General features: G+C 60.7%; 21 protein-coding genes. 8 read left to right on the top strand and 13 right to left on the bottom strand.

The window, feature by feature from the left end; all coding sequences use genetic code 11:
* Positions 1-23: 23 nt before the first annotated feature.
* The 4 genes from NBH09_RS02390 to NBH09_RS02375 form a co-directional block, all read right to left on the bottom strand.
* Complete coding sequence (locus tag NBH09_RS02390) at positions 24-2537, bottom strand: excinuclease ABC subunit UvrA (protein ID WP_502799834.1); 2514 nt, start codon at positions 2535-2537, stop codon at positions 24-26.
* Positions 2530-3648 (bottom strand): DUF8462 domain-containing protein, encoded by a 1119-nt coding sequence (locus NBH09_RS02385; protein WP_250786962.1) that lies wholly within the window; start codon positions 3646-3648, stop codon positions 2530-2532. Before NBH09_RS02385 ends, NBH09_RS02390 begins: the two co-directional genes overlap by 8 nt.
* Before the next feature lie 93 nt (positions 3649-3741).
* The gene (locus NBH09_RS02380) at positions 3742-5745 is read right to left on the bottom strand and encodes a GTP-binding protein (protein ID WP_250786961.1); all 2004 of its coding nucleotides are present in this window, start codon (positions 5743-5745) and stop codon (positions 3742-3744) included.
* Between the two features lie 254 nt (positions 5746-5999).
* Positions 6000-6488 carry a GNAT family N-acetyltransferase gene (locus NBH09_RS02375; protein ID WP_161115298.1) on the bottom strand — a complete coding sequence of 163 codons (489 nt, stop codon included), beginning with the start codon at positions 6486-6488 and terminating at the stop codon, positions 6000-6002.
* A 77-nt stretch (positions 6489-6565) separates the two neighbouring features.
* Here NBH09_RS02375 and NBH09_RS02370 point away from each other — a divergent pair, with 77 nt between their 5' ends.
* The gene (locus tag NBH09_RS02370) at positions 6566-6862 is read left to right on the top strand and encodes a hypothetical protein (RefSeq protein WP_117746156.1); all 297 of its coding nucleotides are present in this window, start codon (positions 6566-6568) and stop codon (positions 6860-6862) included.
* Positions 6863-6910: 48 nt separating this feature from the next.
* On the opposite strand, the gene NBH09_RS02365 is transcribed toward NBH09_RS02370, so the two are convergent.
* The gene (locus NBH09_RS02365) at positions 6911-7615 is read right to left on the bottom strand and encodes a class I SAM-dependent methyltransferase (protein ID WP_161115297.1); all 705 of its coding nucleotides are present in this window, start codon (positions 7613-7615) and stop codon (positions 6911-6913) included.
* A gap of 434 nt (positions 7616-8049) precedes the next feature.
* Between NBH09_RS02365 and NBH09_RS02360 the strand changes: the two genes are divergently transcribed.
* Complete coding sequence (locus NBH09_RS02360; RefSeq protein WP_055286664.1) at positions 8050-8451, top strand: hypothetical protein; 402 nt, start codon at positions 8050-8052, stop codon at positions 8449-8451.
* A 128-nt stretch (positions 8452-8579) separates the two neighbouring features.
* Here the strand turns inward: NBH09_RS02360 and NBH09_RS02355 are convergent, their stop codons facing one another.
* A complete protein-coding gene (locus NBH09_RS02355) occupies positions 8580-9392 on the bottom strand; it encodes a putative RNA methyltransferase (RefSeq protein WP_250786960.1) in 813 nt (270 codons plus the stop codon).
* Between the two features lie 216 nt (positions 9393-9608).
* On the opposite strand from NBH09_RS02355, the gene NBH09_RS02350 reads away from it, so the two are divergent.
* Entirely contained in the window at positions 9609-10991 is a 1383-nt protein-coding gene (locus NBH09_RS02350; protein ID WP_217107643.1) for an MATE family efflux transporter, read from the top strand.
* 27 nt (positions 10992-11018) lie between these two features.
* Here NBH09_RS02350 and NBH09_RS02345 read toward each other — a convergent pair whose 3' ends face one another.
* Positions 11019-11885: a LysR family transcriptional regulator gene (locus tag NBH09_RS02345; RefSeq protein ID WP_250786959.1), complete on the bottom strand. Its 867-nt coding sequence runs from the start codon at positions 11883-11885 to the stop codon at positions 11019-11021.
* A 158-nt stretch (positions 11886-12043) separates the two neighbouring features.
* Here NBH09_RS02345 and NBH09_RS02340 point away from each other — a divergent pair, with 158 nt between their 5' ends.
* Together NBH09_RS02340 and NBH09_RS02335 are read left to right on the top strand one after the other, a co-directional pair.
* A complete protein-coding gene (locus NBH09_RS02340) occupies positions 12044-12946 on the top strand; it encodes a DMT family transporter (RefSeq protein ID WP_250786958.1) in 903 nt (300 codons plus the stop codon).
* Positions 12947-13034: 88 nt separating this feature from the next.
* Positions 13035-13760, top strand: coding sequence for a uracil-DNA glycosylase (locus tag NBH09_RS02335; RefSeq protein ID WP_250786957.1), 726 nt, complete (start codon positions 13035-13037; stop codon positions 13758-13760).
* Between the two features lie 50 nt (positions 13761-13810).
* On the opposite strand, the gene NBH09_RS02330 is transcribed toward NBH09_RS02335, so the two are convergent.
* The 3 genes from NBH09_RS02330 to NBH09_RS02320 form a co-directional block, all read right to left on the bottom strand.
* Positions 13811-14491 (bottom strand): SDR family NAD(P)-dependent oxidoreductase, encoded by a 681-nt coding sequence (locus NBH09_RS02330; protein WP_250786956.1) that lies wholly within the window; start codon positions 14489-14491, stop codon positions 13811-13813.
* Positions 14492-14500: 9 nt separating this feature from the next.
* A complete protein-coding gene (locus NBH09_RS02325; protein ID WP_022093974.1) occupies positions 14501-15223 on the bottom strand; it encodes a VUT family protein in 723 nt (240 codons plus the stop codon).
* A gap of 156 nt (positions 15224-15379) precedes the next feature.
* Positions 15380-16993 (bottom strand): peptide chain release factor 3, encoded by a 1614-nt coding sequence (locus NBH09_RS02320; protein ID WP_055252215.1) that lies wholly within the window; start codon positions 16991-16993, stop codon positions 15380-15382.
* A 215-nt stretch (positions 16994-17208) separates the two neighbouring features.
* Between NBH09_RS02320 and NBH09_RS02315 the strand changes: the two genes are divergently transcribed.
* From NBH09_RS02315 to NBH09_RS02305, 3 genes are all read left to right on the top strand, one after another.
* Positions 17209-17589: a GntR family transcriptional regulator gene (locus tag NBH09_RS02315; RefSeq protein ID WP_117717016.1), complete on the top strand. Its 381-nt coding sequence runs from the start codon at positions 17209-17211 to the stop codon at positions 17587-17589.
* Between the two features lie 62 nt (positions 17590-17651).
* Entirely contained in the window at positions 17652-18494 is an 843-nt protein-coding gene (locus NBH09_RS02310) for an ABC transporter ATP-binding protein (RefSeq protein WP_250786955.1), read from the top strand.
* Entirely contained in the window at positions 18491-19189 is a 699-nt protein-coding gene (locus tag NBH09_RS02305) for an ABC-2 transporter permease (RefSeq protein ID WP_250786954.1), read from the top strand. Before NBH09_RS02310 ends, NBH09_RS02305 begins: the two co-directional genes overlap by 4 nt.
* Positions 19190-19279: 90 nt before the next feature.
* Here the strand turns inward: NBH09_RS02305 and NBH09_RS02300 are convergent, their stop codons facing one another.
* The 3 genes from NBH09_RS02300 to NBH09_RS02290 form a co-directional block, all read right to left on the bottom strand.
* Positions 19280-20584, bottom strand: coding sequence for a chloride channel protein (locus NBH09_RS02300; protein WP_250786953.1), 1305 nt, complete (start codon positions 20582-20584; stop codon positions 19280-19282).
* Between the two features lie 123 nt (positions 20585-20707).
* A complete protein-coding gene (locus tag NBH09_RS02295; protein ID WP_250786952.1) occupies positions 20708-21241 on the bottom strand; it encodes an LOG family protein in 534 nt (177 codons plus the stop codon).
* A gap of 35 nt (positions 21242-21276) precedes the next feature.
* The gene (locus tag NBH09_RS02290; RefSeq protein ID WP_148346595.1) at positions 21277-21702 is read right to left on the bottom strand and encodes a potassium channel family protein; all 426 of its coding nucleotides are present in this window, start codon (positions 21700-21702) and stop codon (positions 21277-21279) included.
* Positions 21703-21844: the final 142 nt, after the last annotated feature.

Here is a 21844-nt window from a genome sequence, read left to right as displayed (position 1 = left end):
AGGCTGTCCCTTTGCCTCATTGTCTATAGATAGCGGCCGGTGATGCTTGCGGCGCAGGCCGCGATGTCGCCCGGCGTGCCGGCGCAGACGATTTGCCCGCCCGCATCGCCGCCGCCCGGACCCATGTCGATCACATAATCGGCGTTACGGATAAGGTCGAGGTCGTGCTCGATCACGACGACTGTGGCGCCCTTGGCAACGAGGCCGTCGAACACACTCAGCAACACCTGAACATCGAGCGGATGCAGGCCGATCGTGGGTTCGTCGAACACGAATACAGCATCATCCTGCACGCGGCCCATCTCGCTCGCAAGCTTTAGACGCTGTGCCTCACCGCCCGAAAGCGCCGGTGTGGGCTCGCCAAGCGTGAGATAACCCAGGCCCAGGTCGTGCAAGGTCTGCAAGCGCGCCTGAACTTTCTTGAGCCCCACCGTAGCGTCGATAGCCTCGTCCACACTCATGTCCATGAGCTGCGGCAACGTCAGCAAGCTCCCGTCCTTACCCTCGCGATGGATATGCGAGGCGGCCTCGGCGTAGCGCGAACCACGGCATGCTGGGCAGATGATCTCGACGTCGGGCAAAAACTGCACGTCGAGCGATATCGAGCCCGTGCCGTCACACGTAGGGCAGCGCAAGGCGCCGGTGTTGTAGCTAAAGGCGCCCGCCTTGTAGCCGGCTGCCTTGGCCTCGGGCGTACGGGCAAAGGCGCGGCGCAGCTCATCATGGATGTCGGCATAAGTCGCTACCGTCGAGCGCACGTTGGCGCCGATGGGCGTAGCGTCAATCAGGTTTGCGCGGGCAATACCCTCGGCATCGACCCAACGCACGTGCCCCGGCAGGCGCTCGCCAGCTGCCTGCGCCTTGAGTGCCGGGATGAGCGTCTCGAGCACCAACGTCGTCTTGCCCGAACCCGAAACACCCGTAACCGCAACCAAGCGACCGCGCGGGATATCGACTTCGAGCGGCTTGACGGTATGGATGGCATCGGTCGCCATGCGGATATGGCCCTGGTCGAACATTTCCTCATCAGTCACCTGCGGACGCAAGCGCTTGGACTCTGAGCGCAAAAACGGCGCGATGCGACTGCCCTGCGATTGCTCGACCTCGTCTACCGTACCAGCGGCGATCACATTGCCGCCGCCTGCTCCGGCAACGGGACCCATCTCGACCAGATAGTCGGCATCCGCCAGTACGCGCGTATCGTGGTCGACAACAACCACGGTGTTACCGTCATCCACCAGATCTCGCATCACGCCTACCAGGCCGTCGACATTGGCAGGATGCAAGCCGATCGAAGGCTCGTCCAGCACATAAAGCACGCCTGTCGATCGGTTACGCACCACGCGAGCAAGCTGCACGCGTTGGCGCTCACCCGTGGAAAGCGTGGCGCCGGCGCGGTCGAGTGAAAGGTAATCGAGACCCAAGTCGACCAGACGACGGGCCGCGCTCAAAAACGAATCGCAGATATCCGTCGCCATGGGCCGCATCTCGGGCGGCAAGAATGCGGGCACCCCGCGCACCCACTCAATCGCCTCGCCCAGCGTCATAGCCGCTGCCTGCGCCAGATTGATACCGCGCACCTGGGGCTGGCGCGCAGCCTCGGAGAGACGCGTGCCGCCGCAATCGCGGCATGGGCCCTCGCGCAAAAAGCGCGCAACGCGTTTTAAGCCCTTATCGTCCTTGACCTTGGCGAGCGCATTCTCGACGGTATAGACGGCGTTGTAATAGGTAAAGTCGAGTGGCGTAGCGCCCTCGCCGTTTTTGGGCACGTAGAGGATGTGCTTCTTAACCGCCGGACCATGAAACACGATGTCGCGCTCTTGAGGCGTGAGCTGGTTAAACGGCACGTCGGTGCGCACGCCCATCTCGCCGGCCACCTGCTTCATCAGATCCCACATGAGCGTGCCCCAAGGAAGCACCGCGCCCTCGTTGATAGTCTTTGACTCGTCGGGTACCAAGCTCGCCTCGTCCACCTCGCGCATGACACCGGTGCCGCCGCAGGTGGGACACGCACCGCCACTGTTAAAGGCAAGGTCCTCGGCACTCGGCGCGTAGAACTCGCGGCCGCATGTCGGACACGTGAGCGACAGGCCTGCGGCAACGTTAAGGCTCGGCTCCACACGCGCCCCGCAGCGCGGGCACACATGATGGGCGCAACGGCTAAAGAGCAGACGCAGACTATTGTTGAGCTCGGTCATGGTACCAAAGGTCGAGCGCACGCCCGGCACGCTGGGGCGCTGATGCAATGCGAGCGCCGCCGGCACGTGCAGCACCTCGTCCACTTGGGCGTGCTCGGCCTGCGTCAGGCGACGGCGGGTATAGGTGCTGAGCGCCTCCAAGTAGCGGCGCGAGCCCTCGGCATAAAGAACCCCCAGCGCCAGCGAGCTCTTGCCCGAACCCGACACGCCGGCAATGCCCACGAGCTTTCCCAGCGGAATGTCGATATCGATGTCCTTGAGGTTATGGACGCGCGCGCCACGCACCTCGATAGCCTGCGGGCTCATCTTCTGTTCCGTCACCTTTATCACCCTACTCATGCCATAAAACTCGATCGCGAACGTACGCGCCCAGCATGGGCACGGTAAACCGGACGAGGCCGTATCCGGCAGCCTCGATGACGCGCTCGCGAATCAGGCTTGCGCGATATTTACTCGCCCAGCTCTGGGTACGATCACAACGCTCAATGATATCCGCCATGCGCGTCGGTTTGTTCTCGTCAACCGCCATAGCCTCGATAAAAAGGCGCTGTGGACTGCGCAGCCCGTAATACAGGGGCGCGTCAACCGCTTCGTAGAACTCGGAGACGGCATCCGCATGGCCATCCTCGACATCGCGCCTTTCGATGACCTGCGAGCCACGCCGGACAGCAGACCGCCACATGTAATATCCCACCAGCTGAACCATGTAGGGATGCCCCATGCTCTTGCGCGCCGCAAGGTCCGCCGTCTCCGCGTCAACGTAAAGACCAGCGTCTTTGACCGTCTGGATATACGAATCGCGCACCTTGGGCAAAGATATCGCCCCCAACGTACGCTGCTGGGCACGCCGCAAAAACGTCACGCTCGGCTCTTCGAGCAAGTCATCAACCATACTGGGCAAGCCGGCGAACGCCAGCGCAAGACCGCGCTGGTCGCTATCGGGCAAGCCCGTGGCATCTTGATCTCCGAGCACCTGCTGATAGAGAACGGCAAGAGCCGCCAGTTCCTCGATAGACGCAGATTGCGCCTCGTCAATCGCAAACAGTATGCCCTTGCCTGGACCGAGCTTCTTGAGGCGCTCGTTGACCAGCCCTCGCAACGTTTCGCCCTTTGCTCGCGCCGCCTCGGCCGACATCCGGCCAAACGACGAACCGAATTCCATTGACGTCACAACGGGCCTATTCGAGCGAAGCGCGTCGGCCAAGCGGTCGCATAAGCCAAGCGAAGCGGAATCGGAGACAACCGCCCATCCGCGCTCGCTGGCCAGACGTTGCAGCTCCCGCAGGAGAACTGTCTTGCCGCAGCCGCGGTTTCCCGTAATGAGCATGAGCCTGCCCGGCGCTCCGGCGCCGTTATCGAGCCCTTCCTCGAAATCTTCGATGACCGACTCGCGACCAATGAGCATCGGAGGCCGCTTGCCTGCCGTTGGCTTAAAGGGATTTGGATTCATGTCGGCCTCCTCGGATTGGCAAACGCTGCCTATAGTTATACCAACTTATACCGAGTTATACCAACAGCAGGTGACAAAGAGGCCGCCCTTCTATCACCTATGGCAGAAGAACTCTGCGTCTGCTGCTCGCCAGGGGCGGAAGGTGGAGGGATCGACCTTTACGTGGGCTGCCTCGGGGACGTCGTACCATTTGACCGTGTAACCGGCGCCGTGGGAGCAAAAGACCGAATCGGGCGTGTTGGGCAGATCGGCCTCGGGCTCATAGGCGGCCGTCTCGATGACGCGCTCGGCATCATGGCAAGCCGCATAGCCGGCGAACTCTAGGTACAGATGCCCACGACCACTCGTATAGGCGGCCACCTCCAGCGCGTAATCCTGCACCTCAGATGCCGGCACGCGACCCACAAGCTTCGCCCGGTCTCCCGCCATCGTCGGCGGCTCGTACTCGGCACCCATGCGCGTGGCATCCGAGAGTGCCCGGCCCACGCACTCCCCCGGCACCTCGAGCTCAAAGCGATACCACGGCTCCAACAGCACCGCCGCGCCGGCGTCACGCGCCTGCATCAAACCCTGGCGAATCGCGCGGTACGTGGCCTGGCGAAAGTCGCCGCCCTCGGTGTGTTTGGCATGCGCACGGCCGCCCGTGAGTGTAATGCGCACATCGGCGATGGGCGAGCCGGTCAGCACGCCCAGGTGATCGCGCTCCATGGCGTTGGTGAGCGCCAGACGTTGCCAGTTAAGATCGAGCTCGTCGGTCGAGGTCACGGTGCCAAACTGCACGCCCGAACCCGCTGGCAACGGCTCCAGGCGCAGATGTACCTCGGCATAGTGGCGCAGCGGCTCAAAGTGGCCCACGCCCTCGACCGGCTGCGAAATAGTCTCCTTATAGAGAATGCCGCCGGGCTCAAACTCGACCGCAAGGCCAAAACGATCGGCAAGAACGCGCTGCACGACCTCGAGCTGCACCGCTCCCATGAGCTGCAGATGTATTTGTTCAAGATGCGTATTCCAGCTTACGCCGAGCATGGGATCCTCGTCGGCAAGCTCGGCCAGCGCTTGGAACACCGTATGGACATCGTGCTCGTTCGGCAGCACCGTATAGGTGAGAACCGGCGCAATGACAGGTGCATCGCCCGCGGGCTCCGCGCCCAGGGCGTCCCCCGGGCGAACGTGCGCAAGGCCCGTCACGGCACAAATACCGCCAGCAGCAACTTCTTGGGCAAGCTCATACTTCTCGCCGTTATAGATGCGTACCTGATCGACCTTCTGCTCCCATGCCTCGGCACCGGAACGTCCGCCAATCATCTGCTTGGCATGCAGCGTGCCGCCGGTCACTTTAACCCATGCCAAGCGCTCACCGCGATCCCCGCGGCTGACACGATAGACGCGCGCGGCAAACTCCGGGTGCCATGCCTGTTCGCGCATCAGCGCGCATATGCCATCCAGCAGTTCGTCCACGCCTTGGTCCTTGAGCGCCGATCCGGCAAAGCAAGGAAAGAGCTTGCGCTCGGCAACCATGCGCGACAGCGTCGCGGCGGAAAGCTCATCCGCCTCAAGAAACTCCTCGAGCGCCGCCTCGTCCAACGCAGCAGCGTCCTCCTGAACGGAGCCGCCCGCCAGCAGTTCGTTGGCATCCAGGCAGCCTTCGGAAAGACGCTGCCCAAGCTGTGCCAGCAAAACATCGCGGCCGGGATTCTCCAAATCGATTTTGTTGATGAAGATGAATGTCGGGATGTCATAACGTGCAAGCAGGCGCCACAGGGTTTCGGTGTGTCCCTGCACGCCGTCGTTGGCACCCACAACCAAAATCGCATAGTCAAGCGCGCGCAGCGTGCGCTCCGCCTCGGCCGAAAAATCGACGTGGCCGGGCGCATCCACGAGCATGACGTGGGTATCACCGTGGTCGAGCACGGCCTGCGACGAAAAAATCGTGATGCCACGCTCGCGCTCGATCGCGTTCGTGTCCAGATGCGAATCGCCATCGTCCACGCGGCCGCGCTTGCGAATGCGACCCGCGTTGAACAGCATGACCTCGGCCAACGTGGTCTTGCCGGCATCGACGTGCGCCAAGATTCCAACGACCGCTTGCTTCGACATGGCTCTCCTCTTATTGCAAGCCCATCGCACGCGGCAACGGGCGTTCACGCTCCACACTGGATGATACAATTTACGGGCCGGCGGGCGAAGCGGGCCCTATCCCCCGACCGAGCTCATCGCCCTGCGTTGCCGCGCGGCGATTTTCGTAGGTTCGCGCCTTGCGAAAGCCGGCTTTCAAAACAGCTCAGTAATCGAAAATAGCCCCGTCTGGGGCCATTTTCGTTCGAGTGAATTGTTGACACGCGTTCCCACTCTTATGCCTCGCGCAGCCAATCAAACGCGACGCGCGGCGTACCGTCCGACACATATACGATACCGGCGCGCTTAAACCCGGCCTTGGCAATGGCTCCCTGCATGGGCAGGTTGTCCTGATGCGTGTCGATACGCAGGTGATCGGCACGCTCTTTGGCAAAGGCAAACATCGCAGCCGCGATACCGTGTACGGCGCCATCGGACGCCACACGGTGCAGCACGGCGTACGGAGTGTCACTGCGCCATTGACCATCCTCAATTACGTCATAGCACCCGTCCGGGCCCGGTAAAAAGGCAAACGTCGCTACCACGCGACCGTCGACTTCGCACACATAGCTGCCACCGGCGGCGATATCGGCAGCCAGCTGCTCGGCAGAAGGCGTGCCCTCGGGCCATTGCGTGGCGTTGCCATGCGCGCGCATAAAGGCGCGGGCAGCGTCGTAGATAGCCATGACGGCGGGAATGTCGGTATCGAGGGTTTTTCTGATCATCACGCGGCGGCCTCACGTTTATTGGTATCACTTTGATTGAGCAATGATACCAGCGTTTGAAGAGGGGCGCGAAGCAGATGGGAAGCAAAAAGCGAGCCGCCTGGTCAAAGGCCAAAAGCGAGTTTTTGGGCGCTGCCACCGGCGGCGATATGAGCGACCTGTTTGCGCGCGAGGACGAGCGTCGCGACGCCTTGGACGCCGAGCGCGATGAGGCTTGGCGCTACAAATCGTGTGAGCGCAAAAACCGTTACGACACGCGCGCCGAGGCCGAGGCAGTTATGGCTGACTGCGAAAACCGCGGACGCCGCGGGCTGGCCTGCTACAGATGCGAATACTGCGGTGGCTGGCACCTGACATCGCACCCTTGGAAATAGGCCCCGCATCGGCACGGCACTGACGGAGCGCCAACCATCGCACGCAAGCTACGGGCGCGGCGGCACCAAAACATCGTAGCGAACGGCCTTGCCCGCAAGCTGATAGCTCGGCTTAACGCCGGCAAGCAGTGGCCCCTTCACCGGCCGCTTGATAACGACCTTGCGCGGGTGCACCGCAAGCGCAGCTTCGACCAGCGTCTCCTCATCGGCACACGGCTGTTCCAGATGATGCAAAAGTTGGAACTTCTTTTTCACCGCCGCGCTCTTGGTGCGCTCGGGAAACATGGGGTCCAGATACACCACGTCGGGGGCGGCAAGCTCGCCCCGCCCGATCAGCTCAGCCGTATGGCGAAGGCCGGCAATGCTGTCCTCGCCCGCATGTAAGCGCATGCGCGACACGGCAGCCACAAGCGCCGGATCATCTGCCGCGCGATCCAGGGCATCCTTGAGGAGCGCCGCGATCACGCAATCCTGTTCATACAGATCGACGGTAAAGCCCGCGGCCGCCAACAGCAGCGAATCCTCGCCAAAGCCTGCCGTGGCATCAATCGCCCATGGACACTCGATGCCTTTTGCGCGCGCAGCCTTTACCAACAGCTCTTGCTGCAGACGGCCCTGCTTGAGCCGCGGAAGCATGCGGCCGAAATCGGCGCGCAGCTCCATCGTGCCGTCGGTAAGCGTGAGGCCCTCGGGCTTCCCGGTCAGCTCAAGCCCCGCGGCCCGAGCAGCAGAAAAGGGATCGAAGACGCCCATGGACACTCCTTAACAAGCAAAACGAATACGTGAGCGCCGTTTATGCCAGCACCCAACCGTCCGCTATTGTCCCACATGCGACATGGTCCACAGCATCCCAATGCAAAGCACCGCCATCAATCCCGTGCACACGGCAGCGATCACGGAATCACTCATGCGCCTTCCCAACGACCGCGGCTCACGCACTTGCCCTGCTCCGTACATCATGGCTTCTCCTTCGGTCCAGCTCTTACCATGGCCCCATCATCGCAGCGCCGCGCATACGCTGCCATCGATTTGACTTACGCCCAGCTTTCTTTTTTGAAAGGTTGGACCGTGCGGGCAAGAGACGCTTTCAAACGCATGCATCGCCGCGTTGAACTACAATGTGCTTCACCATATGTGCAGTACATTGGGTGCGCCAAGTTGGCGTACTCGTATCGAAAGGACCAGCCATGAGCTTCACTCGCAAGACTCTCAAAATCCTTGCTCTCATCTACTTTGTTTTGGGCATCGCCAGCCTCGTCACCGCCGGCGTCGGTATCGCCACGGGCGGTCTCGATTCCACGTACGGTTCGTACGCCACGCTCGCAGCGGTCGTGCTTATCGCCAAGGGTCTCGTCGACCTTGCCGCAGGCGTCGCCGGTATCAAGGGCGCCAACAAGCCTTCGCAGGTGGACGGCGCGTTTAAGCTCGGTATTGTTGCCGCGGTCGCCACGCTTGCCCAAGCGGTGCTCACGCTTCCCGCGTTTGGCGGCGACGCCATCAACTTTGGCGCCTTTGTCATCGTGGTGTACGACCTGTTCTTTGTTCAGCAGGCACACGCCGTTAAGGCCGAGAACAAGGACCGCCTGTAAGCGCCCGCTTCTCATAACCTCTGTTTCAGCCAAGCAACTAAAAAGGGCCGATCGCGCATCTCCGCGGTCGACCCTTTACGTTTTCCCAGATAAAACCTGCCAAAATAAATCTGTCCCTTTTTGGTAGGTTAGTGGCGGTACTCGGCGATGATGAAGTCGATGTCGGTTTGAAGGGTGTCCAAATTTGCCAGGCGTTCTTTGTCGGAAGGGCGCGTACGGTAGTAGTACGGCGTCATCTGGAACACTGCCTCGATGTCGGCCTGGGTCTGAAGCGTAATATTCGCAGACACCCGCTGCATTCCGACTAACTCGAGCTCGGTGGTCTTCGGCAGCTTCTCATCGTTAAGGTACGGCGTGTCGTAGAGCACCTCCTTAAGCCCAAAGAGATGACGGGCGCCCGGCACCACGGTGTAGAGCGAGCCCTCTGGCGCCAGCACGCGGGCAAATTCGCGCTCGTTAAAGGGAGCAAAGAGCTCGGTCACCATATCGAAGGCGCCATCGGCCACGGGGATATCCTTCATGTTGGCTACGAAATAGGCTGCATCGCCGCGCTTGGCGGCCAGGCGAACCATCTCTTTGCCCAAGTCGAAACCGTAAGCATCCACGCCCGGCACCGCGCCCATGGCGCTGGTGTAGTAGCCCTCGCCACAGCAAATATCGAGCAACGTCATGGGGCCGTTCGTAGACGCGGCGCGCCCAGACACCTGCTTGCGCACCAGCTCAACCATCGCATCGCGCAACGGCGCATAGTATCCACGGTTCAGAAAGTCACGACGGCTGCGTGCCTGCGACTTGGGATCGCCCATGGAGTCGCCGCTCTTGGACGAACGTAGTAGATATAGATAGCCCTCGCGAGCTCGGTCAAACCGGTGTCCGCCCGCACATGCAGCACCACGCTCGTCGTCCACCAACGGCTCATGGCAAACGGGACACAACAACATGGCAACTCCTTAGCGCGAACAACACAACGCCCACCATTGTCGCACGCCTTCCCCGCCTAGTCATTGGGGACGTTCTTGAATGACTAGTTAGAAGAGATAAGGAGTGTCCCCAGCTGCCGGCAGAAAAGGAACGTCCCTACGTGCCGACTGGTTGCATTAGGAGTATCATCATCTGCGCAAATAAGCACGAAAGAGCATATTAGAGATTGAGAGCATATGGCTGACACCGTATCTAAGCACATTGACATGACCACCGGCTCGCTGTGGCGCAATATCCCCCTGTTCGCCTTCCCCGTGGCCGCCACGAGCATCTTGGAGCAGCTGTCGAACCTCATCGCCACGGTCATCATCGGTAACTTCTCGGGCGACCAGGGAACCCTCGCCATGGCAGCGGTCGGCTCCAATGTTCCGCTTACCAGTCTTATGCTCAACCTGTTTATTGGCATGTCGCTTGGCTCCAACGTGGTCATCGCCAACGCCATCGGCCGCAACGATCAGAACATGGTCAAACGCGCCGTCCATACCTCGATTTTAATGGCGCTCGTGGGCTTTGTCGTCATCGCCCTGGGCGAGGTCTTTGCCGAGCCCATGCTCGCCGCGCTCAACGTTCCCGCCGAGACCATGCCGCTCGCTTCACTCTACCTACGTGTCTTTTTGCTCAGCATGCCCTCGATTTTGCTCTACAACTTTGAGGCCGCGATTTTCCGCTCCGTCGGCATCACCCGCATGCCGCTGCAGGCGCTTGCCGTGTCCACCGTCCTCAACATTGGCCTGGACCTCATCTTTGTCCCCGTACTCCACTGGGGCGTCGCGGGCGTCGCCATCGCCACCGCCATCGCCTACACCGTCAGCGCCGCTACGCTCTTTATTCGCCTGCTCAAGACCGACTCCGTCGTCCGCGTCACCCCGCGCGACCTGGCTATCGACCCCGTCGCCCTCAAGCGCATCGTTAAGATCGGCCTGCCCGCCGGCATCCAAAGCGCTGTCTTTGCCGTCGCCAACATCATCATCCAGTCCGCCATCAACAGCCTGGGCACCGAGGTCATGGCGGCATCGAGCGCCGCCATGAGCCTGGAGTACGTGTGCTACAACCTGCTCAACAGCTTTAGTCAGGCTTGCACCACCTTTGTGGGACAAAACCACGGTGCCCGCCAGATCGACCGTTGCACCAAGACGCTCAAGGTCTGCCTAGTCGAAGGCGGTATCGTCGCGCTCACCACGATTATCGTTATTGTTGGCCTGGGGCGCGAGATCTTGTCGCTGTTCAACAGCGATCCCAACATCGTCTCGATCGGCTATATCCGCGTATGTTCAATCTTCCCGGCGTACGCCTTTAGCATGTTCTACGAAAACATGTCGGGCTACCTGCGCGGCTTTGGTATCTCGCTCACGCCCGCCCTCATCACCATGATCTGCGTCTGCGGCATCCGCTTCTACTGGGTGTTCTGCGTGTTCCCGCACTTCCGCACCTTTGCGAACATCATGATGGTCTACCCCATCAGCCTGGGCACCACGGCGTTCTTTATGGTCGTAGCGGTATTGCTCTGCCACCCGGCACGCACCTATCGCGCCACCCAAGCCAAAGCGACAGCCCGCTAAACACCGCACTCAACGCCACGCCAGTCATTAATTGACAATATGTGAGCTCATGTAGTCGATAAAGCGCCTCGTGGCGATAGGCATGGTGTCCCAACTGCGCCAGGCTGCCACTACGTCGCGCGAGGGGGCGTGCACGATGGGCCGCACGCGAATATCGGCTCGCATGCCCTCAACGGTACGGCGATATAGCATGCTCACGCCTAGGCCCTCCTCCACCATCGCCATGATGGTGTAGTCGTCGGTCACCTCACTCGTCACATACGGCGACAGGCCATGCGCAGCAAATGCATCGAGCACCAGGCTCTGTTCGCCCTCATCCAGCAGCACAAACGGCTCGGACGCCAGGTCGGCGAGTGTCACCTTTTCCTTTGCCGTCAGTGGATGCGCGGCCGGCAATAATGCTACCAACTCGTCGTGATAGACCACGCGCTTCTCGAGACCAGCGGTAAACCCGCGTGCCGTAAAGCAAAAGTCAACCACGCCATCGTGCACCCACTGGGCGTTGCGCGTGTAATCGCCCTGCTTGAGGGTAAAGTGCACGCCCGGATGCAGGGCCCCAAAGTCGCGGATCACGCGCGGCAACACGGTTCGACTCACGTTGGTAAACGTCGCAATGCGAATATCGGTCGACGAAAGCCCCAGCAGCTCCTGGCGCTTGCCCTCGAGCTCGGCCTCGGCAGTCACGATCTGGCGCAGGTACGGCAGATATTGTTTACCGTCGCGCGTAAGCGTAACGCCCTGCTTTCCGCGCTCGATAAGCGTGGTACCCAGCTCGCGCTCGAGCGCTTTGACGGCCTGGCTCACCGCACTTTGCGTATAGCCCAGCTCGTCCGCCGCGCCCTTAAGACTGCCGCGATCGACCACCATACAAACAATCTGATACCGCGATGTCATCGTGCCTCCACATCAATGCAGCCGTAAAACGTTTTGTCAGCGCTTTTCGCGCCTACTTTAGCATTTCTTAATCATACTGAAGATACATTCGCTTTACTACATCCACATCTGGGAGCAGAATCCTTTGTACGAAACCGTTCTGTAACAAAAGGAGTCCCATGGATCGCAAAAAAGCAATCGCGCTCTCATTTTCCGTTCCCGTCGCATGGGGCTTTTCGTACCCTCTCATGAAGATCGGCATGGACAGCATGAACGCCACGAGCATCGTCGCGCTACGCTGCATCATCGCCTTTGTGGTCTGCCTGCTGCTCTTCCACAAGCGCGCGTTCCGCATCAACCGCGACCTTATGGTTCGCGCCGCCATCATCGGCGCCATCATGGCAACCGAGCTCACCTGCATGTGCCTGGGCTCCAGCCTCACCTCTGCCTCCACTGCCGGCTTTTTGCAGAGCCTGACGGTCGTGATCGTGCCGTTTGCCAACGCCGCCCTGCTGCGCCGCGCCCCCGAGCGCAAAGTGCTCATCGGCACCGCCATCGTCACCTGCGGCATGTTGCTGCTCTCGGGCACCGACTTCACCAGCCTGAATCCGGGCGCGCTCATCATGCTGCTCTCCGCTTTTATCTATGCCGGCCACATTATCGTAGCCAAGCGCTTTGTCGAAGATGTCGACCCGCTGTCCCTGGGCGTTTGGCAGTTGAGCTTTGGCGGCCTGTTCTCGGGCATTGCCGCATGCGTCTTTGGCGGTTTCACACTTCCCAGTACGCCCAGCGAGATCGTGGTCGTCGTTGCCCTCGCGCTCATCTGCTCTGCCTACGGTTTTATCACCCAGACGCTCGTGCAGCCCCACGTGCCCGCCGAGACCACCGGCTTCGCCTTCTCGCTCGAGCCAGTCTGCTCCGCCGTCTTCTCGTTCTTCCTGGTCGGCGAGGTCCTGAGCCCCATCGCCTTCTTTGGCGCCGCCCTCATCCTCACCGGCGTCATGGTGGCAACCGTCGAGCTTCCGCGCCTCCGCGCACATGGACAGGCTCGCATGGCAGGAGCACCCGAGCAAGCCTCGTAGACCCCACTCTTCATACAGCCGCGGCATAAAGGCAACCGGTGCGCCTTTACAATAGATGCCAACAGAGCATCTGACGTAAAGGAGCCCCATGGACGCCGCGACCCGCGACCGCAACATAGCAACTTGGTTGGGCGATGCACCGCAGCCGGTACGTGACACTACGAACCAGCTGCTCGAGCGCATCGCCCTTTTGCGTGCCGAGCAGACTATCTACCCGGCACAAGACGACATCCTCAATGCCCTCGCCTACACGCCGGCCGACCAGGTCAAGGTTGTCATCTTGGGTCAAGACCCCTATCACGGACCCAACCAGGCCATGGGGCTGTCGTTCTCGGTCCCCGCGACGCAAACCAAGTTGCCGCCGAGCCTGCGCAACATCTACAAGGAACTCAATGCCGATCTGGGTTGTCCCATTCCCGCCACAGGAGATTTAACGCCATGGGCACAACAGGGCGTCCTGCTTCTCAACACTACGCTCACCGTGCGCGAGCATGCCGCGAACTCGCACGCCAAGCTGGGCTGGAGCACGCTCACCGACTACGTTATCGAACGCTGCTGCCAGCTGCCTCAACCGGTTGTCTTTTTGGCATGGGGCCGCTTTGCCCAGCAGATGGTCGAGGGCAAGCTCGTCGCAACTGACGCGGGCAAGGCAACCGACAAGTTCTGTCTGGCCTCCACGCACCCCTCGCCGCTTTCGGCCAATCGTGCCACGGCAGAACTCCCCGCCTTTATGGGGTCGCGTCCCTTCTCGGCAGCCAATCGGCTACTCGAACAGCACGGCTCGACCCCCGTCAACTGGACTTGCCTCGGCTAAAAATCGATACATCAAAAACGCGCCCGACGGCTTTCCATCGGGCGCGTTTCCTATTCGGGCCAAATAAATTGCGTGCGGCCGGCCTCGCCGCCATCGATCAACAGACTCTGTCCGGTCATAAACCGGTTGGTCACGCCCACAAAGTAGATCCACTCGGCGATCTCTTGGGCGGTGGCCCAGCGTTTAAGCGGCGTGAGCTCCATAATCTGATTCCACAGGCGCTCGTCTTCCATCACGCAACGGTTGAGCGGCGTGATAACGCCGCCCGGGTCCACACTGTTGGCGATGGCCTGCGGCGCCAGGCGGTTTGCAAGGTTCTTGGTGTAGGCGATAACGCCGCCCTTGCTGGCAGCATAGGCAGGAAACTCCGATCCCGTATGCCCGCTCGCCGACCCCACATTGACCACGGATTTGATAGCGGGCGCCGGCTTGGCGGCAAGCCCCTCCCCCGCAAAGGCGTAGCGCTCGGTCACGTTGATGGTGCCATACAGGTTGGCGGCGATGTCATCGGCCGAATCCTGCGTACCGGCAACGTTCACGATTACCTGGGGTTCAAGGTCGCCTGGAAACGAGCCCGGCTCGCGGACATCAACGATCAGATGGCGGTAGCGCTCGTGTTCGACCGCCGCCGGCAGCAGATCAAAGCCCACAACCTCGTGGCCCTCGTCCAAAAAGCGCTGCACGCATGCGGCTCCGATACCGCCCGAAGCGCCCGTGATCAAAACCCGCATACTTGCTCCTTAGGCGGTTGCGTGGCGCTCGAGGTACTCGGAACCCACATTCTCGCGCTCCCAGCCGCGCACGACCTTGTAGCCCACGGGGCTCAGGAAGACCTCGCACAGCAGCTCGGCAACAGCGCCCGTCAGCGAGCACATGAGGACTTGCACCCAGGTCCAGCCGAAGAACGTGTGGCTCACCACAATAGCAAAGACCAGATTGTCGATAAACTGGCCAACACCCGTGGACACATAGGAGCGGAAGGCGAAGCTCGCAAAGTTATTCTTTTTGAGCATGCGGCCGAGCGACTGGTTGAGCGTGGAGTTAACCACGGCAGAAACGAGCATTGCCAGCGAAGAGCCCAGCACCACGTACCAGGTGCCGCCGATGGTGGCGTTAAGGGCGGTGTTGACCTCGATCATGCCGGTGTCGTAGTAGGCGCCCCACATACCGGGCGTGAGCGAGCATGCCCAAAAGCACAGGCTCACGGCCAGGTTGACCAGCAGCGCGAGGATAGAGATTTTGATGGATGCCTTGGCGCCAAAGCGCTTGCAGATCATGTCCTGGCACAAAAACGAAACCCAGCTCACCACAAAGCCGCAATCGAGTGCCAGATACGGCAGGCTGATAAGCTCTTTGTTGGCCAGCAGGTTCATCATGATGACGCTCACGAAAAACAGCGAAACCGTTGCCGCGGGAATGCTCCGCAGCAGGACCTTGTAGTCCTCCATGACCTTCTTGATCATTATGTACTCCTTTGGTTTTAGGTTTAACGAGCAGGATATCGGACCCGAACTGCTCGGACGCCCCGGTCTTGAGACGACGGTGGGTATAATAGCCGCTCACACGGCATAAGGCAAGCAAACGGCGCGGCAGCCCCGCAGGGCCACCGCGCCGATGCGTTAAAAGGCCACGTTGCCAAACTCCGACAGGATAAGGTCGGGGTTGTGGTCAGTTGCCCAATCCACGTTCCACGGGCTCGTGAACAGCAGCAGCTTACCGCCGCGCATGTCCTCGACGCGCAGTGTGTCGCGCGTGAGCGAAAGGCCCGGGATATCGATGGTGTCGGGGTCGTTTTGGATCCAGCGGATGTCCGTATAGGGCAGTGGCTGGCGACGAACCTCAACACGGTACTCGGCCTTGAGGCGGCGCTCGAGCACCTCAAACTGCAGCACGCCGACCACGCCCACAATGACGCTCTCCATGCCGGCACCCAGTTCGCGGAAGATCTGGATGGCACCCTCCTGGGCAAGCTCCTCCATGCCCTTGACGAACTGCTTGCGCTTGAGCGTGTCGACCTGCGTAATGCGAGCGAACATCTCGGGGGCAAACGTCGGGATCTGCGGATACTGCACGTGGCGCTTGCCGGAGCACACGGTGTCGCCGATGCTAAAGATACCCGGGTCGAACAGGCCCACGATATCGCCCGCGTACGCCTCGTCCACGATGGCGCGGTCATCGGCCATCATCGACGTGCCCGTTGCAAGCTTAAGCTTGCGGTTGCCCTGCACGTGGAAGGCGTCCATGCCGCGCTCGAACTTGCCCGAGCAAATGCGCACAAAGGCGATGCGGTCACGGTGATTCTTGTCCATGTTGGCCTGGATCTTAAACACAAAGCCGCTAAAGTCGTCGCGGCAGGGATCGACCGGTTCGCTGGTGAGCGTATCGGTATAGGCGCGCGGCGTCGGGGCCAGACGCAGGAACTCCTTGAGGAAGGGCTCCACACCAAAGTTGGTAAGCGCCGAGCCAAAGAACGCCGGGCTCAGCTTGCCGCAGGCCACGGCATCCAAGTCGAGCTCGTCGCCGGCGCCATCGAGCAGCTCGATGTCGTCCATCAGGTTCTTATGGTTCTCTTCGCCAATAAGCTCGTCCATGGCGGGGTCGCCCAGCTCGGCCTCGACCTCGGCGACCTTCTTGGTGGCGTTGGCGTGGCCGTCGCCCTCAAAGGCGATAACGCGACGGGTCTGACGATCGAACACGCCGCGGAAATTGCGGCCGCTGCCGATCGGCCAGTTCATGGGATACGTATTGATGCCCAGAACGTTCTCGATCTCTTCCATGAGCTCAAACGGATCGCGGGCCTCGTGGTCGAGCTTGTTCACAAAGGTGAAGATGGGAATGTGGCGCAGCGTACAGACCTTAAAGAGCTTCTTGGTCTGGGCCTCGACGCCCTTGGCGCCGTCGATAACCATGACAGCGGCGTCGGCAGCCATAAGGGTACGGTAGGTATCCTCCGAGAAGTCCTGGTGGCCGGGGGTATCGAGGATGTTGACGCAGGCGCCGTTGTAGGTGAACTGCAGCACCGAGGAGGTAACGGAAATACCGCGCTCCTTCTCGATGTCCATCCAGTCCGAGACGGCATGCTTGGCCGAGCTCTTGCCCTTGACCGAGCCGGCAGTCTGGATGCTGCCGGTATAGAGCAGCAGCTTCTCGGTAAGCGTGGTCTTACCGGCGTCCGGGTGGCTGATAATCGCGAATGTGCGGCGCGACGAGATTTCATCCGACAGGCTTGCCATGCGGATCCTTTCTTGCATTGAGTGCATTACGTCGTTGTAACCGCATTATTGTAGCCGTGAAATCCCGCTCTAGGGCACCTATCAGGACAAATTCATCAGTTGGGGCCTGGGCGGCCGGTCCAATCCGCATTTGCCTCTTGCAGAACTGTGCATAGTGTATATATACTGTACTTACCGGTTATATACACGTGTAGCCCATCAGCTAAGGAGCCGCTGTGGACATCATCCTATCCAATTCGAGCGATAAGCCCATCTACGAACAGATATCCTCGCAGGTCAAAGCTCAGATCCTATCGGGCACGCTCGCTGCGGGAGCCAAACTCCCCAGTATCCGTGCACTCGCGAGCGATCTTGGCGTGAGCGTCATCACCACAAAGCGCGCCTACGCCGACCTGGAGCAGCTCGGGTTTATCTGCACCGTGCAGGGCAAGGGCTGTTTTGTCGCCGAGGGCAACCAGGAGCTCTTGCGCGAAAACCAGCTCTGCCATATCGAAGAGCTGCTTGCGAAAGCGGCGAGCCAAGCCGAAACCCTGGGTGTCACGCGCGACAAGCTGCACGAGATGCTCGACCTGGTAGCCCCCGAAACCATGCAGTAGCCATCTGCAAGAAAGGCTATACCATGCAATATTTGCTAGAAATCAAAGGTGCATCGCGCCATGTGAGCGATCGCTTTTCGCTGCGCGACGTCACGCTTGCCGTGGAGCCTGGCCAGATCGTCGGCTTTGTAGGCGCAAACGGTGCCGGCAAAACAACGACGATTCGCGCCGCGCTCGGGCTTATAAAGCTCGATGCCGGCGAGGTGCACCTGTTTGGGCAGCGCTGTGGCGCCGACGCGCCCGATGGGTCGCAACGCCATCTACGCTCCCGCGTCGGTCTTGTCCTGGACACGTGCCCCTTCCCCTCCACGCTCAAGGTGGGCCAGGTCGAGTCGCTCGTAGGCCCGGCGTACCCCACGTGGGACCGCGAAACGTTCGCCGGATTCATCAACCGATTTGGCCTCGATCCCAAGACAAAGGTCAAGGACCTCTCCCGCGGCATGGGCATGAAACTGCAGCTTGCCTGTGCACTCAGCCACAATGCCAAGCTGCTCGTTTTGGACGAAGCCACCGCGGGCCTCGATCCCATGGCACGCGAGGAACTGCTTGATGAGCTGCTTGCCTTTGTCGCCGACGACCAGCACAGCGTGCTGCTCTCGAGCCACATTACGTCCGACCTCGATCGCACCGCCGACCGCGTCATCTGCATCGATAACGGCTCGATTGTGTTTGACCTGCCGCGCGAGGACATTACCGACCGCGCCGGCATCGCCCACTGCACCCAAGCGCTGGCCGCCGAGCTTATGACTTGCGTCGAAGGTGCCCATGCCGCCCGCCACGCCTATAGCGTGGACGTGCTCGTGCCCAACCGTCGCGAAACGCTCGAGGCCTTTCCCGAGATTCCCTGCGATCGGGCAACCATTGACGACTATCTGCGCCTCACGCTGAAAGGGGCTTCGAAATGAAACGCGCCTTTATGTCCGAGCTCGCCATCGCTCGCACGCTCATCCCGAGCATTGCGGGCGTCGGCCTGTTCATCTTCGTCGTGCTAACCCTTGCCATCGCATCGGACGGCGATTCCGGTATGAGCGCCGGCGCCTGCGCGGTCAGCGCCATGTCGCCCATCATAATCATGAACTCACTGGCTGGCTACGATAACCAAAACGGCTGGGAGCGCTATCGGGCAACGCTGCCGTTCTCGCGCAAAGACATCATCTGCGCACGCTACCTGTGCATTATTGCTTTCTCGGCCGTCATGGCATGCGCCGCCGTGCTTTTGAACATCATCGCCCTTCCGTTCTTCAACAGCGCGGGCGTGGCCTCGACAGGACAAACCATCTTTGAGATCGCAATTGCCTCGGCAGCATCGATGCTCATCTCCCTCATGATGGTGTTCTTGGCACAGCCGCTGTTCTTCCGATTTGGACACATGGAGGCACTGCGCCTATCCGTTGGCCTGTTTGCCCTACTCGGATGCCTTACCATGGCAGCGCTGAGCTCCTCCAACCCCATCAGCAACTGGCTTATGTCGATTGCCGGGGCGAATCCCAATCCTGCCGTCCTTGGCTGTCTGTGTGCAGGAATTGCCGTACTGGCGCTCGCACTATGCGCAATCAGCTGCACCGTCAGCACCAAGGTTTATCGAGTACGCGATCTGTAGCCACACGAGTCTCAATCCGCGAAGGACGCGATCGCCGCCCCTCCCCGCAAATCCGTGGCAAAGGGCATGTCCCCGGCGTGCGCCACTGTACTACTTGCGCAGCGGCTTGGGCAGTGGAATGCCGGCGGCGATGACAGCCGCGATGATCATGCAGACGATACCCTTGAGTGGGAAGCACATGAGCAGCAGGCCCACGACCATGACCGGCTGACGCATGACCGCACCCATCGTCGATGCCGTGCAGACGGCGACGCAAAAGACCGGATCTGCGCCGGTGAGGATGGCAAGGCCATAGCCCAGGCTTACGCCCGAGAAGATAACCGGGAAGAAGTGACCGCCGCGCCAACCAAGGTTGATGAGGGCGGGCGTCAGCATGGCCTTAACAAGACCGGTCGCGATAAGCACGCCAGCGGGAATGGTCAGATAGGTTTCCATGAGCACGTCGGCCTGGGTCTCGCCGGCAAACATGGTATAGGGCAGGACCGTGCCACAGATGGCGAGTGCCAGACCGGCCAGCATGGCCTTGACGACAGGTCGCTCCCCTATTGCATGGGACAGTGCCTCGCTTGCATGCTCAGAGACAAAGTACAGCCAGCCGCAGACGGTGCCGATCAACGACAGAGGGACGAGCCAGGTAAGCTCTAGGTTGCCCACCTCGGCGGACTCGAACCTGGGCATGCCCATGCCGCCGCCCACAAGCTGTCCAAGCAGCAGGTAGGTGCCCAGACCGCCGGCAATCGCAATACCGTAGACCACCGTCTTTTGCGCCTTGGGCAGCTTGATGGTGATCTCGCCGGACGCGGACTCATCGTCGGCGTCTTCACCCTGGCCGTCGGTGCTACCGGCAAGCGGCGCCACAAAGCCAAAGACGGGCGCGGTAAAGAGCGCCGTCAGGGCAGCCTGGGTGCCCAGCAGCGTGAGCTCCCTAAACTCGGCGCCAAAGCGACGCATACGATCGCCGACCCAGCTGCACAGACCTGCGATAACGCCGGTCAGACCGGCCTCCGGTCCAATACTTCCACCAAACAGCAGCGGCAGCAATGCCGCGAGCGAAAGCCTGCCCAGGTTGTCGTACGGGTAGCGCCCGTCTTGCTTAACCTTTGCCATCACCTGGTTGAGGTCATCGGTCTTGATGCCCGTCATCTTTTCGTACAGGCCAATCACCAAGCCGCCCAACAGGCAAACGAAAAACGGGTACGGCAAAAAGCCAAACGGGCCGCTGGCGAGTTCGGGCGAAGAGACACCCAGCATATGCGGGACCTCGGTCCACAAATAATCAATGCCGTGCTCCATCGCAAAGAAGAACAGCCAGACTGCGGCACCTGCGAACGCACCGGTCACGGCAACGCTAACTAAAAACAGCGCGCGGTTTGTGGGTTTGGCAAGGTTATCCATCGGGCCCTCCCGCGGTCAAAGTCGACATAGATACGTTTATTGTAGAGCGAGCGTTGCCGAACGAGCTAACCATCTGCGCCGCAAACGGCACCATTGGGATTCACAGTGAGGAAGGCTCAAGACTTATCCGTTGATAATCGAGGCAATCTCGCGCAAATCGTCGGCAAAGTAGATGCCCTGCTGGCGCCTCAGGCTCGAAAGCCCTTTATCAATCATGTGCCCGAGCAGTGCCTTGAGGTCGTTGTAGTAACCGTCCAGGTTATACAGGATGCACGGAGCACTCAGGTGCCCCAACGACACCGCGGACATAACCTCGGCAATCTCCTCGAGTGTGCCCGTGCCGCCCGGAAATGCGATGAACGCATCGCCGAGCTCAATCATCTTGGCTTTTCGCTCGGCCATATCACTCGTCACGATAAGGTCGTCGATTCCGTCGTGCTGAAACTCGGCCTCGATAAAAAAGCTCGGCTCCACGCCCGTCACATGTCCGCCAGCATCGAGCACGCTATCGGCGAGCGCGCCCATCAGGCCCGATTTGGACCCGCCGTATACCAGCGCGTGGCCGTTGGTGCCAATCCAGTTGCCCAGCTCCTGTACCGCAGGCAGAAACGCCGGGTCATTACCGACGCTGGCACCCAGATACACGGTGATATTCATTTCAGTCCCCCTCGTCGTGACGCGCGGCGCCCGTTCTAGCGTTGGCGCCGGCGATATTCGCGCACGCGGCGCGACAGGTCGGCGAGCTCGTCACGATCGAGCTCTTCCAAATGCTCAAGATCGTCCATAAAGCGCGCCATGGTGTCCTTTTGGCGCAGCTTGATGAGCGTATTGCAGTAGTTCACCGCCACGCCCGTAAGCATGGCGATATAGAAGATACTGATGACGCTTAGGATAACGGTAATGCCGCGGGCAACCGGCGTTTCGGCGGGGATATCGCCAAAGCCGATCGTCGAGACCGTCTCAAAGCTAAACCAAAGTCCATCGCCAAACGTAAGGGTCGTGGGCTCGGACAGCCAGACGGCCGTCGAGCACAGCAGATAGAAGATAAGAAACAGGCCCGTGATGCGCGCAAAGCCAGCCTGTCGCAACACATCGGCAAGCGTCCTCAACTTGTTCATCGCGACCCCTTTTCCCAGACGTCCAATCACGTTTGCTCGGTATTGTCCCACAACCGGCAGTTAGGGACGTTCCTTTTGTGCCGGCAGAAAGGGGCTGTCCCCAACTGCCGGGCGGGAGCGTTTAGCGGTGCAGCCGCCGGCT

The sequence above is a fragment of the Collinsella sp. BG-O-102 genome, assembly GCF_023656745.1.
GTDB lineage: Bacteria > Actinomycetota > Coriobacteriia > Coriobacteriales > Coriobacteriaceae > Collinsella.
Note: the sequence above shows the minus strand (reverse complement) of the source record. Positions and strands in the feature narration are given on the sequence as shown.